At 71.8% G+C, this 15,996-nt stretch carries 13 protein-coding genes and 1 pseudogene; 8 read left to right on the plus strand and 6 right to left on the minus strand.

Annotation, left to right across the window (positions count from 1 at the left end; genetic code table 11):
- From ACFYTE_RS40035 to ACFYTE_RS40045, 3 genes are all read right to left on the minus strand, one after another.
- A partial coding sequence (locus ACFYTE_RS40035) for a hypothetical protein (protein WP_388721829.1) occupies nucleotides 1–191 on the minus strand: 191 nt, incomplete at its 3' end.
- A gap of 33 nt (nucleotides 192–224) precedes the next feature.
- Nucleotides 225–1,835: an ISL3 family transposase gene (locus tag ACFYTE_RS40040; RefSeq protein ID WP_388721831.1), complete on the minus strand. Its 1,611-nt coding sequence runs from the start codon at nucleotides 1,833–1,835 to the stop codon at nucleotides 225–227.
- Between the two features lie 741 nt (nucleotides 1,836–2,576).
- Nucleotides 2,577–2,903: a hypothetical protein gene (locus ACFYTE_RS40045; protein ID WP_388721833.1), complete on the minus strand. Its 327-nt coding sequence runs from the start codon at nucleotides 2,901–2,903 to the stop codon at nucleotides 2,577–2,579.
- Between the two features lie 165 nt (nucleotides 2,904–3,068).
- On the opposite strand from ACFYTE_RS40045, the pseudogene ACFYTE_RS40050 reads away from it, so the two are divergent.
- A pseudogene (locus ACFYTE_RS40050) lies at nucleotides 3,069–3,170 on the plus strand (diadenosine tetraphosphate hydrolase); the annotation flags it as partial.
- 164 nt (nucleotides 3,171–3,334) lie between these two features.
- Here ACFYTE_RS40050 and ACFYTE_RS40055 read toward each other — a convergent pair.
- Nucleotides 3,335–5,764, minus strand: coding sequence for a glycoside hydrolase N-terminal domain-containing protein (locus ACFYTE_RS40055; protein ID WP_388721835.1), 2,430 nt, complete (start codon nucleotides 5,762–5,764; stop codon nucleotides 3,335–3,337).
- A 150-nt stretch (nucleotides 5,765–5,914) separates the two neighbouring features.
- Entirely contained in the window at nucleotides 5,915–7,804 is a 1,890-nt protein-coding gene (locus ACFYTE_RS40060; protein WP_388721837.1) for a right-handed parallel beta-helix repeat-containing protein, read from the minus strand.
- A 390-nt stretch (nucleotides 7,805–8,194) separates the two neighbouring features.
- On the opposite strand from ACFYTE_RS40060, the gene ACFYTE_RS40065 reads away from it, so the two are divergent.
- Entirely contained in the window at nucleotides 8,195–9,370 is a 1,176-nt protein-coding gene (locus tag ACFYTE_RS40065) for a GntR family transcriptional regulator (protein WP_388721839.1), read from the plus strand.
- A gap of 39 nt (nucleotides 9,371–9,409) precedes the next feature.
- Nucleotides 9,410–9,610, plus strand: a complete 201-nt coding sequence (locus ACFYTE_RS40070) for a hypothetical protein (protein ID WP_388721841.1) — start codon at nucleotides 9,410–9,412, stop codon at nucleotides 9,608–9,610.
- Between the two features lie 47 nt (nucleotides 9,611–9,657).
- Here ACFYTE_RS40070 and ACFYTE_RS40075 read toward each other — a convergent pair whose 3' ends face one another.
- Nucleotides 9,658–10,440, minus strand: coding sequence for an IclR family transcriptional regulator (locus tag ACFYTE_RS40075; protein WP_388721843.1), 783 nt, complete (start codon nucleotides 10,438–10,440; stop codon nucleotides 9,658–9,660).
- A 274-nt stretch (nucleotides 10,441–10,714) separates the two neighbouring features.
- On the opposite strand from ACFYTE_RS40075, the gene ACFYTE_RS40080 reads away from it, so the two are divergent.
- From ACFYTE_RS40080 to ACFYTE_RS40100, 5 genes are all read left to right on the plus strand, one after another.
- A complete protein-coding gene (locus ACFYTE_RS40080) occupies nucleotides 10,715–11,566 on the plus strand; it encodes a fumarylacetoacetate hydrolase family protein (RefSeq protein ID WP_388721845.1) in 852 nt (283 codons plus the stop codon).
- A gap of 259 nt (nucleotides 11,567–11,825) precedes the next feature.
- A complete protein-coding gene (locus ACFYTE_RS40085) occupies nucleotides 11,826–13,076 on the plus strand; it encodes a mandelate racemase/muconate lactonizing enzyme family protein (protein WP_388721846.1) in 1,251 nt (416 codons plus the stop codon).
- Nucleotides 13,073–14,092 carry a hydroxyacid dehydrogenase gene (locus ACFYTE_RS40090; protein WP_388721848.1) on the plus strand — a complete coding sequence of 340 codons (1,020 nt, stop codon included), beginning with the start codon at nucleotides 13,073–13,075 and terminating at the stop codon, nucleotides 14,090–14,092. Before ACFYTE_RS40085 ends, ACFYTE_RS40090 begins: the two co-directional genes overlap by 4 nt.
- 5 nt (nucleotides 14,093–14,097) lie before the next feature.
- Nucleotides 14,098–15,111 (plus strand): aldo/keto reductase, encoded by a 1,014-nt coding sequence (locus ACFYTE_RS40095; RefSeq protein ID WP_388721850.1) that lies wholly within the window; start codon nucleotides 14,098–14,100, stop codon nucleotides 15,109–15,111.
- Nucleotides 15,108–15,992, plus strand: a complete 885-nt coding sequence (locus ACFYTE_RS40100; RefSeq protein ID WP_388721851.1) for an amidohydrolase family protein — start codon at nucleotides 15,108–15,110, stop codon at nucleotides 15,990–15,992. Before ACFYTE_RS40095 ends, ACFYTE_RS40100 begins: the two co-directional genes overlap by 4 nt.
- Nucleotides 15,993–15,996: the final 4 nt, after the last annotated feature.

The raw sequence follows: 15,996 nt of genomic DNA on the forward strand, positions 1-15,996 counted from the left end.
GAGTCTTCGGCCGTTGCGTCCAAGAACAGCCGTACCAGTGCGATCGTGGCATCGGGGGCGTCCTCGGGGCTGTAATGGCCGGCGGCCGGAAGCTCACTGACCAGACCGTGGGAGAAGGCAACACGGAAGAGCGGCAGGAAGTCGGCGGCGGCTGAATCGTGGTTCTGGATCACTTTCCGTGCCGGGGCCACGGAGGGTCACCACAACCGCGATCATGAACGGCCTCATGCTGCGAGGAGGACCCGTTTGCGGAGCAGATCGAAGTTGGCGCGGCCGAACATCTGCCGCTTGATCATCTTGACCTTGTTGTTGTGGCCTTCGACGGCGCCGGAGCTGTAGCGGAGGCTGAGCCCGGCGACGACGGCGTCGAGGTCCTGGCCGAGGCCGTTGACGAAGCCGTGCAGGGCGGACAGATCGTCAGCCTGCACGCGATCGATCCAGTGACCGAGGTCCTGGCCCCGGCGGTCGTTCATCAACTCGGCGAAGGCACGGACGTGTTCGGCAGTTCGGTCAAGGGCGGGGCAGCGGGCGAGGATCTGCTTGAGCCGCTGGGCCTGGTCGTCGTCGAGGCGGTCGGGACGGCGGGTGATCCAGCTGGCCACGTCCCAAACGGATGGGTGCTTGCGGGGCGGATCGTCGTGCGGGAAAGCTTCGCGGAGCCGTTGGACGTACCTTTTCACCACGCTCTCGCCACCGGGATAACCGCGCTCGCGGACTTCCTCGAACAGACGGCGGGCGACGGTGCAGCCTTCCGCCCACCGCTGATGCACATAGGGCTTGTAGGGGTCGAGGACGCTGGTCCGGCCGGTCCACCGTCCGACCAGGAGCTCGTCCGCGGTGGCCGCATTGGCGAGGCGGCGGACGGTGTTGCGGGCCAGGCCCAGCCGCCGGGCGATCGGCCGCAGCCCGAGCCCCTCATCCAGCAGGGCGTGGACGGCCGCGTGCTGCTCGCGCACCCGGTCGGACAGACGGCCCGACTGTCGTGGTTCACCCGGGGAGGACAGTGCGGGATCCAGGCTCTCTGGGGGTTCGGCGGCGTGGACCGGGGCGGTGTTCTCCGGCTCGCGCAGCAGGGCGCGGTGCTGGATGACCGTCTTTTCGACGGCCTCGGCCAGGTTCTTCCAGATGTGCCACCGATCCGCGACGTGGACCGCGTCCGGGGCGCCGAGTCGTCCGGCCTCGGCGTATGCGGTGGACCGGTCACGGCAGATCACCTCGACGCCGGGGTGGTCGGCGAGCCAGGCGGCCACCGTCGCTGTGGTCCGGTCGGGCAGCAGATCGATGGGACGGCGCGTGTCGATGTCCACCAGGATCGTGCCGTAGTTGTGTCCCTTGCGCAGGGCGAAGTCGTCCACCCCGAGGACCCGCGGCGTGTGCGCTTCGGGCTCCGGCAGACGGCGTATCAGCCGCAGGAGCGTCGACCGGCTCGTCCGGACCGCGAGCGTGTCCGCCAGGCGGGCGCCCGCCCGGCCGGCCAGCATCACCGCTACCTGTTGCAGCACCGTCTGCAGCCCGGTGCTTCGCCGCCCGTGCCGGACGGTGAGTCCGTCGACCTGCTCGACGAACGTGGCCTGCCGGCAGGCGCGGTCACGGCAGCGGAACCGCCGGACCTGTAACTCGATCACCACGGGACGCCCGGCGACTGCAGTATCGGCGAGGCGGCGTACGTACCGGCTGTGCACCCGGCCCGACATCGTCCCGCAGGTGGGACACGTGGCCCGCCCTGCCGATGCGCGGGCCCGCACGATGACCAACTCACCGTCGACCACTGCGTTTTCGATCACTACGCCGTCGACCTGGTGGAACCACAGGTCCTGGAGGAACACATCACCCACGGCCGTTCATGATCGCGGTTGTGGTGACCCTCCGTGGCCCCGGCACGGAAAGTGATCCAGAACCAGTGTTCGGCCGTCGTCGAGACATGATGTGAAAGAGCCCATGACCAGCGGATGAAGGTCCTGTGGCCCTCGTCTGTCGGCCCTTGGACTCATATCGCGACGCGTTGCCACAGGGGCCGGTCCCCTGGATGATCGGCTGTCAGGGTCCCTCCGCTGTCCAGATCCCCCGGAGCCGACGGCGCCTGGCGCGGCTCACCTGCAGCTTGAGCCGCGCTCTGCGCCTCACATCCAAAGTGGCCGGGCCGTACCCCCTTGCTCACACAGCCGCTACGAGCGGGACGCTTCCGGACCCCGACAGCACCTCCTATCCGGCGTGTGAGCCTGACAAGGCCTTCTTGGACTGCTGCCGGACCGCCTCAGTCGAAGCACAGGCCGGGAGCCCAGACTTCCCCGCTCGGCCAGCCAGCTCAGTCCGCGGTGACCGAACAGTCCTCGGCGTGCCCGGTGGCTCCTGCCCGTGCGCAACGACTTCGCCCCGGCGTGTCCACAACATCGCCGCAAGCAGCCGCTCCCATCCGCAGCCGTCACGGTGCAGAGTGTCTGAGCGAAGCACACCCTTGGCCAGGGAGCCCTGAAACCGCCTCATTGTGTCGGACGAGGTGACATGCCTGGCACCGACCCACCCCAGTCGGGGATGCGGCTGCCGAGAGCCGGCAGGCGACCGTACGCCTAGGCACGTCAACGGGAGGGATCCTTCGCGGCAAGGGGCACGGTGACCTCGCGACCGAGCGAGGTTTCGCGGACGCAGAACTCAGCCGCCAACTTTTCATAGGCGGTGGCCACGTCGCTGTAGTAGCGGGCTTGCCGCTCCACTGTCGGACGCTGCGGCGGGGCCAGGGCCTTGGCGGCCGTCAGGGCGCGGCTGGGGTCGCCTGCGGAGTTCTCGGCCGAGACCAGGTGGAGTTGGATGGTGGCGGGGGAGAAGCCGCCGCCGTGGTGGCGGAGCCGGGTGGTGCCGCGCCGGGCAGTGGCGATGGCCACGACCTCGCCGGTCAGCTCCCGCATCCCGTCGGCGTCGCCAGCGCCAGCGGCGGGCGGCGGACTGGACGAGGAGGCCGCGTTGGGCCGCGCCAACGGCCCGGCTCCGGCCGTGCCCGGAGATGCTTCGGCCCGCACGATCTGCCGAGCGGCATGATCCCGTACACGAACGTGGAACGGTAGGTTGTGGCGATGACCGGTGACTGGCGGACGGATCGGATCGGGACCGCGCTCAGGGGCGAGAACCCCACCGTGCTGCGACGGTTGACGGCGGGATTCGCGGCGATCGGGGATGCAGCGGTTGTCGGATCTGCCGAGGGCGAAGGCTCGGTCCGCAGCACGACGTGCTGTGGGAGGCCATCGGCAGCGAACTGGACCGGGACGTTCCAGGCCCCGTCGGCGGCACCGCGGTCGCCCCCTTTCGGTGAGACGGCCGCGGTGACGAGGTGTGGGCGCCGTTACGGGGTGTCCGGGACGAGCCGGTACCGGCCGCCGCGGCGCGTGCCGAAGGACACGACACCCCGCTCGGGGCGGTCCACGTCGGCGCCCTCGACGCGCACCGGGTGCGGGGTGCGGATCCGTACGGGATTGCCGAGCAGCGAGCGCACCTCCGCGCGGGTGATCCCCTCCGCCGTCCACTCCAGGTCGATCTCGAAGCCGCCGCGCGCCCGCAGTCCCCGGAAGGATCCGGTGGGCCAGGCCTCGGGCAGGGCGGGCAGCAGCTCGATCTCGCCGGCGTGGCTCTGCAACAGCATCTCGGTGATGCCGGAGACGCCGCCGAAGTTGCCGTCGATCTGGAAGGGCGGGTGCAGGTCGAAGAGGTTGGGCGCGGTGCGCGCCGGGGTGAGCAGGTCCGCCAGGTGCTGGTAGGCGCGCGCCGGGTCCAGCAGCCGGGCCCACATGTTGATCTTCCAGGCGAGGGACCAGCCCTGTCCCGCGGCACCGCGCAGCTCCAGGCTCTTCTTGGCGGCCGCGGCGAGTTCCGGCGTGCCCCTCGGGGTGATCTGCGCGCTCGGGAACACCCCGTACAGGTGGGACACGTGGCGGCTTCTGACCAGGGCCGCCTCCTCCCAGTCCACCAGCCACTCCTGGATCTGGCCCAGGTAGCCGACGCGGGTGGGAGCGAGCCGGTCGCGGACCTCGGTGACTCGTTCGACGAGCCGGGGGTCGTGGTCCAGCACCTTGGCGGCCTGCCGGTAGGCGTCGAAGAGGTCCCGCAGCAGTTGCATGTCCATGGTGGGGCCGGCGCAGATGCTGACACTCTCGCCCTCGTCCTGGTGGTGGGTGACCTCCGGCGACTGCGAGGGGTTGGTGACCAGCCAACCGGTCTCCGCATCCACCTGCAGGGTGTCGAGGAAGAACTCCACCGCGCCCTTCATCACCGGGTAGTTGCGGCTCAGGGCGCCCGTGTCACCGGTGAACTGGAAGTGGTCCCACAGCATCACGCACAGCCAGGCGCCACCGGTCGGCCACATGCCGTACTGGGCGGCGTCCACCGGTGCCGTGCCGCGCCAGCCGTCGGTGTTGTGGTGCAGTACCCAGCCGGGGGCGTCGTAGAGGGCCTTGGCGGTGCGGGTGCCGGACTCGGCCAGTTCGTGCACCATCCGCACGGCCGGGTCCCAGCACTCGGCGAGGTTGCCGGGTCCTGCGGGCCAGTAGTTCATCTCGAAGTTGATGTTGACGGTGTACTTGGACTCCCAGGCCGGGTTCAGGCCGTCGTTCCACAGGCCCTGGAGGTTGGCGGGCTGTCCGGGCGATCGGGAGCAGGAGGCGAGCAGGTAGCGGCCGTATTGGAAGTAGAGCGCGGCCAGTTGGGGATCCTTGCCGTCGGCGAACAGCGGGATGCGTTCGTCGGTGGGCAGACCGGCCCGTTCCGAGGGGCCCAGGTCGATGGCGACCCTGCCGAACAGGCGCCGGTGGTCGGCCACGTGCCGGGCACGCAGGTGTGCGTACGCCTTCCTCGCGGCCGGTGCCAGGTGGTTGCGGGCGCGGGAGGCGGGGTCGGCGCCGACGTCGAGGTAGTTGCGGTAGCTGGTCGCCATGGAGATCACGAGGGTGACGCCGTCGGCGCCCTCGACAGTGAGTGTTCCGCCGTCGGTGCGCACCCGGCCGCCCTCGGCCTCGGCGCGCGCCAGAGCCCTGAAGCGCACCGAGCCGGGCAGGCCGTACCAGTCGCCGCTGACACCGTCGAGGGCGATGGTGTGCGCGTCCACGGCCGAGTCGCCGGAACGCTGCGGGCTGGTGAAGCGGGCGGAGAAGCCGACGGTGCCCGGGGTGTCCGTGGTCATCCGGACGACGAGGACCTGGTCGGGTGCGCTGGCGAAGACCTCCCGGACATGGCGTACGCCACCGCGTGTGTAGGTGGTGCGGGCGACGGCGGTCTCCAGGTCCAGCTCGCGTTCGTAGTCGCTCACCTCGCCCTGGCCCGCGAGGGTGAGTTCGAGGTCGCCGAGCACCTGGTACGCGGCCTGCTCCGAGGGGCTGCCCAGGAACTCGGCGTCGATCAGCCGCTGTGCCTGGTTCCACTTCTCCTCGACCACGAGGCGGCGGATCTCCGCCAGGTGCTTCACGGCGTCGGGACGGGCGTAGTCGTTGGGGCCGCCGGCCCACAGGCTGTCCTCGTTGAGTTGGAGCCGTTCGGTGTCGGTGCCGCCGAAGACCATGGCGCCGAGCCGGCCGTTGCCGACCGGCAGGGCCTCCAGCCACTCCGCCGCCGGGGCGCGGTACCACAGCCGCATCGGGTCGGCGGCGTGGTCTCCTCCCCGCGCCGCCGCCGCGCTGGTGTCCGCCGCCTCCTGCGCGGCCTGTGCGGGAGCGGCGCTCAGCGCGGTCGCCGCCGCGGAGGCTCCGGCCGCGGCCAGGACGTTTCGTCGGGACAACTCGGGCATGGCAATGCCTCCAGGTATGTGTTGAGGGCGGTGCGGGTGCCTGTGCTCTCGGCACGGGCGGGCTCGGGCCCGCGCCCACCGCACCCCGGGCAGCGGCAGTGCGGCACGCTGCCCGGGGGTGCTCGTCGGACACGACCGCTCAGCGACCGCTCACTGGGTGTCCCCGTCGGGCAGCGGGTAGGGGAAGCCGGCGGTGACGCCGATCTTGTCGTACTCCATCCTGGAGGTGTCGTACCCGTCCTCCCAGTTGGCGTTCTTCACGTCGTTGCACCGGTAGCTCTGGTAGGACTGGTCGGTGGTCCTGCCGACCTCGATGTCCTCGAAGGTGAAGCCGCAGCCGCCGGCGTCCATGTGGATGCCCCGGGTGCCGCTGTCGGGCATCGACTCGTCCGGGATCACATCGCCGACGACCATCTGGCGCACGTGGTTGTCCATCGGGTACGGCTCGACGTTGTTGACGCCGTAGGTGTAGAAGGCGCCCATGTCGCCGCTGTCCAGGCCGGCTTCGTCGATCCGCAGGTACTCGAAGGTGTTCCCACGGGCGTAGTTGTCCTTGAGGGCCACTTCCGGTCGGACCTCCAGGCTGATGCCGTAGCGGGCGCTGTGCTTGACGTGGCTGTGGCTGACCGTGTTGTGCCCGGTGTTCATCAGCTCGATACCGGAGGCGTCGCCGGGGTTCAGTTCACCGTAGTGGGTGATGTAGTTGTTGGTCAGCAGGTGGCCGTTCGAGGTGTTTCCCTCTCCCGGGTAGGGGCCCTCCACCTTGATTCCGTCGGCGCCGATGTTCTCCAGCAGACTGTCGCGGACCGTCAGTCGGTCGTTGGCGGCGAGTGCGTAGACGGCGTGGTAGCCCGTGTCGGAGATCTTCAGCCGGGACAGGGTGATGTCCTTGCTGTTGGTGACGGTGACGGCTCCGAACCGGTTGCGCGGCATCTCGATCTGCCGGTCGTACTCCGGGTACTTGTGCACCTCGCCGGAGTCGCCGTCGCTGATCCACCCATTGCGGTACCAGTCGACGAAGTCGGTGTACTGCAGGGCGAGTCCGTCCAGGGTGATGTCCTGCGCCCGCCGGTCGGGGTCGGTGCCGGCCAGCTCGAACAAGGTCTTGACCGTGGGACGCAGCACGGTGACGTCGTTGATGTCGCCGCGGGGCTTGTAGTACAGCTGGCCCTTCTTGAAGTCCAGGTAGTACTCGCCCGCCTGGTCCAGGAAGTCGAGCGAGTTCTGGAGGAAGTAGCGCGAGCCGCCGCCGGAGTTGTTGAGCGCGTACCGGGTCCAGTACTTGAGCGTCATCTGGTTCTTGGCGGGGTTCCAGTCCCGGATCGGGACCGTATCGGTGAACCAGCTCCAGCTGCCGCCGGACCAGACCACCGCCTGGGCGTTGCTGAGGTCCCACTTGGCGTCCCAGTCACCGGGGTTGGAGTACAGCCACTGGTGGACGGCCTCCTTCTCCGGCTCCGGCAGGGTGGACGTGAGGTACGGGGCCCACTCGTCGTCGGACTTGCGGTTGGGGTAGCGGGCGGTGGTGGCGCGCGTGCCGTCCTCGAAGAGGGTGTAGAAGGGGTTCTCAGTGCCGACGTCGGCACGGTAGATGCCGTCCTTGTACTCCTCCCAGCCGGTCACCGGCTCGGCACCCATCACCCGGGCCTTGCCGGGGCCGTCGTAGGAGCGGTAGACGACCTGGTGGCCGCCCGTGCCCGAGTCGCGGTCGTCGAGTTCGACGGTCCGGCTCACCGGATAGTCGCCGGCGCGCAGGTTGACGTGGATGTCGCAGCGCATCGTGCCGGGCCGGTTGAGGCCCTTGTCGCGGATGTGGTCGCGCGCCTTCTCGATGGTCTTGAAGGGATGGCTCCTGGTGCCCTTGGCCTTGTCGTTCCCGTCGGGGGACACAAACAGCTCGGTGGCCTTGCAGCCGGCGGCCTGGGCGCTCGCGTCGGGCGTGTCCAAGGTGGCGCCGCCGACCAGCAGGGCGCCGGCCGCGAGCAGCAGGGGGAGTCTTCTGGTCCTTCGTCGTACGGGTCGTACCTGGGTGGTTGGCACGAGGTCTCCTTGCCGCGTGGAGTGCGTGATGTCGTTGTCCGGATCTGCGTGGACCGGCCGGTGTGTTCCGTGCCGTCACGGGCGCTGTGCCGCGCGGGCTCGTGTTCCTGGTGCGGGACGTCGGCGCCGTCCGGGGCGTCGCGTCGGCCGCCGATGGACCCGGGGCCCGGAGGGGACGGGGCCCGCCCCTCTCGGGGTGCTCGTTCCGGAGGAGCACACGCACGGCATCGCGTACACGATTAGTGGGTCACTGATCGAGCAACGATAGTTAATATGTTCGTGCCGTGGTGTCGTCAATACGCATGGCTGACCCTGAAATTGATGACCTGAGAGGCGACGAACTCGCGGCCCGCGAGTCATAAGTTCACGCATCCCAGGAAGCGCGGTGCCATGACCGATCCCGACCTGCCGGCATTTCCCCAGCTCAGTGCCGAGGACCGGGCGGCCCTTGCGGACCTCGCCCGGCAGCCGCAGGCCGGCCTCCGGCTGCGCGGCCGGATCGTCCTGGCCTGTGCGGAGGGACTGACCAACGCGGAGGTCGCCCAGCGGCTCAGATGCGCTCCGACCACGGTGGCCAAGTGGCGCGGGCGCTATCTGCGGCGGGGCGTCGCCGGTCTGCACGACGCGCCTCGCCCGGGACGGCCCCGCAGCGCCAACCGGCAGGAGGCGGAGGCCCGGGTCGCGGCGGTACTCGAACAGGCCCGTGCCGGTGCCCCGGTGCCCTCGACCCGCTCGCTGTCCGACACGCTGGGTCTGTCGCAGTCCACGATCGCCCGGATCTGGCGGGAACAGCAGGCCAAGCTGCCCGTTGCGCCGGACGCGCGTCCGAGCGGGCCACGCCGGGGGGCGGACGGGGAGGCGGGCCGGACCGAGGGCAGTCCCGTGCCGGGCACGCCCCGCATGCCGCGGCAGTTGCTCTCGGACCACGTGTACACGCTGCTGCGGGACTGGATCGTCAACGGCCGCCTGGCGCCCGGGCAACGCCTGGTCGAGTCGGAGATCGCGCGCAGTTTCGGCACCAGTCAGGCCCCGCCCCGCGAGGCGATCAAACGCCTCGCGTACGAGGGGCTGGTCATCTCCCAACCGCATCGCGGTACTTATGTCGTGCGGGTCTCCGAGCGGCAGGCGCAGGACGTCCGGGACATCCGGGTGATGTTCGAGGAGTACGCGGCCCGCCGGGTGGCCGGCCGACTGGACGCCGAGCACACGCGGCTGCTCACCGAGGACGTGACCCAACTGCGCCGGGCCGCGGCCGAGGACGACATCGGCGCCTTCCGCGACGCCGACATGTCATTTCACCGGCATGTGTGCGAAGCTGCCCGCAACGCGGCGCTGATCCGCCTGTGGCGCATGATCGAGTCCAGCCTGTGGGACCTGCACGTCCTGGGCGACCCGCGTTACGCGGGCAGCTGGGGCGCGATGGCCGAGCACCACGCCGAACTTCTGGACGTCCTGCGCTCCGGTGACCCCGATGTCGCCGGGCCCATGTTCGCCGACCATGCCGCGGGCGAGGCCGCCCGCTACCTTCCCGACCCTCCTGGGCCCGCCGCCGGGCCCGGGCGGTGAAGCGACGCGGGCGGTACGGGCGGCGACCGGCCGACCGAGGTGTCCCGGCTGACGGCCGAGCGCTGGTCGGTGGGCGGGCACTGCGAGTACCCGGTGCGCGTGCGGGCGCCGGCCGATGCGCCGGTCGCCGAGGTCCGGCTCGACCGACTCACCTTCGACGACGCCGCCCAGGACATGCTGCTCCAGTCCGTCACGGACCTGTCGCTGCGTCGTGTGACGGTCAACGGGCGCGTGCAGTAGGAGCACAGGCGGTCAACGGGCGCGCACAGTAGGAGCACAGGCGGCGCTCAGGCCGCCGCGCCCATCCGTCGCACGACGTCCTTGATCAGTGCGGCGAGCGCCGCCACCCGCACGGGTGTGGCCTGGGACTTGAGCAGCGAGGAGCTGACGGCGAAGGGCCGGCCGCCCGGCGGCGGTCCGGGCACGGCCGCCGCGACGCACACGATGCCCTCGGCGGCCTCCTGGTCGTCGACGGCGTGACCGGCCGAGCGCACGTCGCGCACTTCCGCGAGCAGTGCGTCGAGCGTCGTGACCGACCAGGGCGTGCGTGCCTCGAACGGCTCCCGGTCCGCCAGCAGTTCACGCACTTCGGTGTCGTCCAGGCCGGCCAGCATGGCCTTGCCCAGCGCCGTGCAGGTGACCGGCAGCCTGGCCCCCGCCCGGCTGGTGAGGCGCATCAGGACGGTGCCTTCGTGCACCGCCAGGTAGACGACGTCCGTGCCTTCCATGGTGGCCAGTTGGAGCGTCTCCTCCCGGTCGCCGAGGCGGCTCACCTGCTCCCGGAAGCTGCGGACGGGATCGAAGGCGTCGAGGTAGGACTGGGCGAGCCGCAGCAGGCCCGGTCCGAGGGCGAAGCCGCCGTCCACGGCCCGGACCAGTTCCCGTTCGTGCAGGGCCGCGCAGATGTTGACGACGGACGCCCGCGGTATGCCGCCCGCGGCGGTGGCCAGTTGGGCGGGCGACAGCGCACGGCCACGGGCGTCCGCCAGCGCGTCGAGGATCGCGCCCGCCCGCAGCACGGCCGGCGCCGGTGCGGCACTGGCCCATACCGATCCGTCCCGAGTACTCATGGCGCCACACCCTAGTTGTCAGCCTGTTGACAGTAAAGCAGTCCATTGACAACCAGCGGTGCCGTACACCGATACTGGGCCCGCAAGCCCTGGAGCGGCGGCGCCGGCACGGCGCCGATCACGGCGGACACCCGCGTGCACCCGGGATTCGACACCCGTCCCGTCACCGCGACGGCCGCCTTCGCCATCTCCACGACCGGCCGACCGGGACAGACGCGTCCGGCACGACCGGCGGCCACGGCCGGACCCGGCCCTCGACCAAGGAAAGCGGCACATGAAACTCGTACGGCTCGGAGACCCCGGGCGGGAACGCCCCGCCGTCATCGACGACCGGGGCGTCACCCGGGACCTCTCCTCCCTGACCTCCGACATCGACGGCGCCTTCCTCGCCACGGACGGCATAGCCCGCACCCGCCGGGCCCTGGCCGGGGGTGCCCTGCCCGTGCTGGAGGCCGAGGGGCTGCGCTTCGGACCGCCCGTCGACCGGCCCGGCGCGGTGGTCTGCATCGGGCAGAACTACGCGGCGCACGCGGCGGAGTCCGGCAGCGAGCCGCCCACCCGCCCGGTGATCTTCTTCAAGCCCCCGAACACCGTGGTCGGCCCGCACGACGAGGTGGAGATCCCGCGCGGCTCCGCCAAGACGGACTGGGAGGTCGAACTCGCCGTCGTCATCGGCCGGACGGCGCGCTACCTGGACTCCCCCGAGCAGGCCCTGGACCACGTGGCCGGCTACGCCGTCTCCAACGACGTCTCCGAGCGCGACTTCCAGCTGGAGCACTCCGGCGGCCAGTGGTCCAAGGGCAAGTCCTGCGCCACGTTCAACCCGCTCGGCCCCTTCCTGGTGCCGGCCGACGAGGTGCCCGACGTCCAGGACCTGCGGCTGCGGTCCTTCGTGAACGGCGAGCCGCGACAGGACTCCCGCACCGCGGACATGATCTTCTCCGTCGCGCAGATCGTGTACGACCTGAGCCAGTACCTCGTGCTGGATCCGGGTGACGTCATCAACACCGGTACCCCGGAGGGCGTCGCCCTGTCCGGCCGCTTCCCCTACCTGGAGCCCGGTGACGTGATGGAGATCGAGATCGAGGGGCTGGGACGTCAGCGCCAGACACTCGGCGCCGCCTGACCGCCGTCCGGCCCCCACGCGGGTCCCGGCACAACCTCCGGAACCAGTGACCGAGACCTCTTCCCAGTCATCACTTGTATGATACGTTACGACCAGATGAGGGCGCGGTTGCGGGACTGATTCCCGACGGCCGCACAACGCCCGTTCCCCTGGCCCGACGGCACGCTCCCCCACCTCCCACGCCCCCTCGGTCTTCCCTGGCGCGGGGTGGGTGGGCCGGCGGGCGGGACGGCGAGGAGAGCACGAAGAGGGGGAGCAGTTGAAGATCACCGGATTCCGGAGCCTGACGACCGTGCACCGCTGGGGGCGTCCCGTCGGAGACGCCAACGGCTTCGTCGCACAGGGCGTCACCGAGGTCCCGGTCCTGCTGGTCGAGACCGACGGCGGCCTCACCGGAGTGGGCCTCGGCGCGCACGGCGACGCCTCGCGGGTCTTCCCCGCACTCGACGGGCAGGATCCACGGGCCGTCACCACGCTCTACGACCGGATGCTGGCCCACACCTTCAAGAGCGGCCACGCCGGCACCGCCTTCGGCACCATCGGCGCCTTCGACATGGCGCTGTGGGACCTCAAGGCGAAGATGGCCGGCGAGCCGCTGTGGCGCACCCTCGGCGCGGCGGACCGATTCGTGCCCGGTTACGCGTCCGGCCTCGACATCGCGCTGGACGAGGAGGAGTTGGTCGCGCTGTACTCCGGCTGGGCCGCACGCGGCTTCACCGGCGCCAAGCTCAAGGGCGGCCTGGACACCGAACGCGACATCGCCAGGCTGCGCGCGGTCGCCGCAGTGCTGGGCGCCAACACCCGCTCCCCCGCACTGATGCTCGACGTCAACGAGTCCTGGGGCAGGCACCAGGCCGTACGGCTGCTCGCCCGGATCGAGGACCGCGTCGAACTCGCCTGGATCGAGGAGCCGGTGCGCCGCTGGGACGCGAGGGGACACCGGGCCGTGGGCCGGGCCGCCCGTACCGCCGTCGCCAGTGGCGAGAACCTGACGGGCCTGGAGCAGTTCCGCCCCCTGCTGGCGGCCGACGCGCTCCAGGTCGTGCAGACCGCCGGCGTCTGGGGCATCACCCACTTCCTGCGGGTCGCGACCCTCGCCCACGGCCACGACCTCCCGGTCAGCCCGGTCGGCTACCACGCCAACCCCTTGGCGCACGCGGCCGCCGCCACTCCCAACCACCTGGTCACCGAGGTGCAGGACACCGGCACACCGGCCGGGCTGACCGTGGACCAGGCGATCGAGGACGGCGGCATCGTCCTCGGCGACGCGCCGGGACTCGGCATCACGGTCGACGAGAGCGCACTCGCCGCCCCGGAGGAGAACGCCGGCTGGGCCCGCCCCGACGGTCCCCATGTGCGCCCCCGCGACGCCGGTCTGCGGCTGGTGCCCGAGCCCGGTCCCCCGGGTCCGGCCCCCCGCACCCCCGCGGGCACCGCCTCGCCCGCCGTTCCCGGCCCCGTCCACCGTCTCGCGCGCGGTGAGCACACCGAGACGGAGAGCACGCCGTGACGCGACCACGTGCCGTCTTCGCCATGAACCCCCGACTGGTCCACGCCGTCTTCGACGAGGACGCCCTGGCCCGGCTGCGCCGCGCTGCCGACATCGACACCTCACTGGTCCTGTGCGAACTGGACTCCGCCCGTTCCCGCGACGCGCTGGCCGGTGCCGAGATCCTCGTCGCGGGCTGGGACGCGCCCCTCGTACGGGCCGAGCACCTGGCCCGCGCCGAGCGGCTGCGGGCCGTGGTCTACGCGGGCGGGGTCGCCGCGTCCTGCCTGGAGGACCCGGCCGCCTTCGCCACCCGCGGCGTGGTCGCGGCCAACGCCCGCGCCGCCAACTCCGGGCCCGTGGCCGAGTACACCCTCGCCATGATCCTGCTCGCCAACAAGCGCGTCATCGCCGAGGAGCGCCGCTACCGCGCCTCGCGGACCCTGCCCGACCACTTCGGCGCGTACGCCGGACGCGGCAACTACCGGCAGACGGTGGGCATCGTGGGTGCCTCCACCGTGGGCCGGGCGGTGCTCGCCCTGTTGCGCCCCTTCGACCTGGACGTCCTGCTGTACGACCCGACGCTCACGGAAGAACAGGCGGCCGCCCTCGGTGCGCGCCTGGTGCCGCTCGACGAACTGATGGCGTCCAGCCGGGTGGTGTCCCTGCACCAGCCGCTGACTCCCGCGACCCGCGGGCAGATCGACGCGGAACGGCTGGCGCTGATGCCGGACGGGGCGACGCTCGTCAACACCGCGCGCGGTGCCGTCGTCGACCAGGACGCCCTGCTCGCCGAGGTGCGCACCGGCCGCATCGACGCCGTCCTCGACGTCACCGATCCGGAGCCGCCCGACCCCGGCAGCAAGCTGTGGACGCTGGACAACGTCGTGCTCACCCCGCACCTGGCGGGTTCGCTCGGCGGGGAGCTGCACCGCATCGGTGACGCTGTCGCCGCCGAGGTGGAGCGGTTCGCGGCGGGCCGGCCCTTCGCCCACCCGGAGGACCTCGCGGCCTCCGCGCGTACGAGGGTGCGGTGAGACCGATGCGTTCCCGTACCCTCGCCCGCGGTCCGGAGCTGACCGAACTCGGTCTGGGAGCCGCCCAGTTGGGGAATCTGGCCCGGGAGACCAGCGATACGGACGCCCGGGGTGCCGTCGACGCGGCCTGGGACAGTGGCGTCCGCTACTTCGACACCGCCCCGCACTACGGACTCGGGCTGTCGGAACGCCGCCTCGGCGCCGCCCTCGCCCGGCGTCCGCGGGCCGAGTACACCGTGTCCACCAAGGTGGGCCGGCTGCTGGTGCCCAGCCCCGGGACCGCGCACCGGCGGGACGACGGCGGCTTCGCGGTGCCCGCCGCCTTCCGGCGCGACTGGGACTTCTCCAGGGACGGCATCCTGCGCTCCCTGGAGGGCAGCCTGACCCGGCTCGGGCTCGACCACGTCGACATCGTCTATCTGCACGATCCCGACGACCACTGGCACCAGGCCTCCACCACCGGCGTCGACACCCTCGTCGAACTGCGCGACCAGGGGGTGGTGAAGGCGGTGGGCGTGGGCATGAACCAGGCCGCGATGCTGACCGAGTTCGTCCGCCGCTCGGACGTCGACCTGGTCATGGTGGCCGGGCGTCACACCCTGCTCGACCAGTCCGCGCGGGCCGAGTTGCTGCCGCTCGCCCAGGAGCGCGGGGTCGGCGTCGTCGCCGCCGCCGTCTACAACTCCGGCCTGCTGGCGGCCGGCCGTCCGCCGGCCGACGCCACCTACGACTACCTGCCCGCGCCCCACGAGCTGATCGCCCGGGCCGGCGCACTCGCGGACGTCTGCGAGCGACACGGCGTCACTCTGCCCGAGGCCGCGATCGCCTACCCGCTGCGGCACCCGGCGGTCGTGTCGGTGGTGCTCGGGGCCCGCGACGCGCGGCAGTCCCGTGCGAACGCGGGGCGGCTCGCGGCCCGCGTACCCGACGCGCTCTGGGCGGAGCTGGCGGACCTCGGCCTGGTCCCGCACGTCCCCGGCGCACCGTCCGCGCCGTCCGCCGCGAGGGAGCGGTCATGACGGTCGTCGACGCCCATCTGCACGTCTGGGATCCCGGTCGGGCCGCCTACGACTGGCTGGGGCCCGCGATGTCGCCCGTCGACCGCGCCATGCGGTTCCGCGACGCCCGTCCGGCCCTGCGCACGGCCCAGGTCACCGCGGCCGTCCTCGTCCAGGCGGCCGACAACGACGCGGACACCGACCTCATGCTGGCGACCGCCGCCACGAACCCGGAGGTCGTCGGCGTCGTCGCCTGGGTCCCGCTGGACGACCCGGACCGGGCCCGGGCCCGCCTCGCCGTGCTCCGCCGCGACCCGCACACGGTGGGCGTACGCACGCTGCTCCACGAGCGGTCCGACCAGGACTGGATCCTTGGCCCCGACGCCGGCGCGGGCCTCGCGCTGCTCGCCGAGGCCGGCCTCACCTTCGACTACTCGACCTCCTCGCCCGCCGCGCTGCGCCACCTGCCCGAGCTGGCGGCCCGGCACCCCACCCTGCGCCTGGTCGTCGACCACCTCGGCAAGCCGCCCGTCGGCGGCGGCCGCGAGGACCGGGCCGAGTGGCACCGGCTGATCGCCGCCGCCGCGCAGCACCCTCGCGTCCACGCCAAGGTGTCCGGGCTCTACTCGGCCTCGGGCGCACTCGACGCGTGGACCACCGACGAGGTGCGGCCGTTCGTCGAGGACGCGCTGGAGCTGTTCGGGCCCGAGCGGCTGATGTACGGCGGCGACTGGCCGATCTCTGTGCTGGCCGGGGGCTACGCGCGCACCTGGGAGGCCGTGTGTGAACTCCTCGCCCCGCTGGCCCCCGACGACCGCGCCGCCGTGCTCGGCGGCACCGCCGCCCGCTTCTACCGCCTCGACCCCGCCCTGCTGGACGCCGCGCACGGCGCGGCCGTGTGATCCG

The organism is Streptomyces sp. NPDC004629, from assembly GCF_042873595.1.
In the GTDB taxonomy this organism is placed as follows: domain Bacteria; phylum Actinomycetota; class Actinomycetes; order Streptomycetales; family Streptomycetaceae; genus Streptomyces.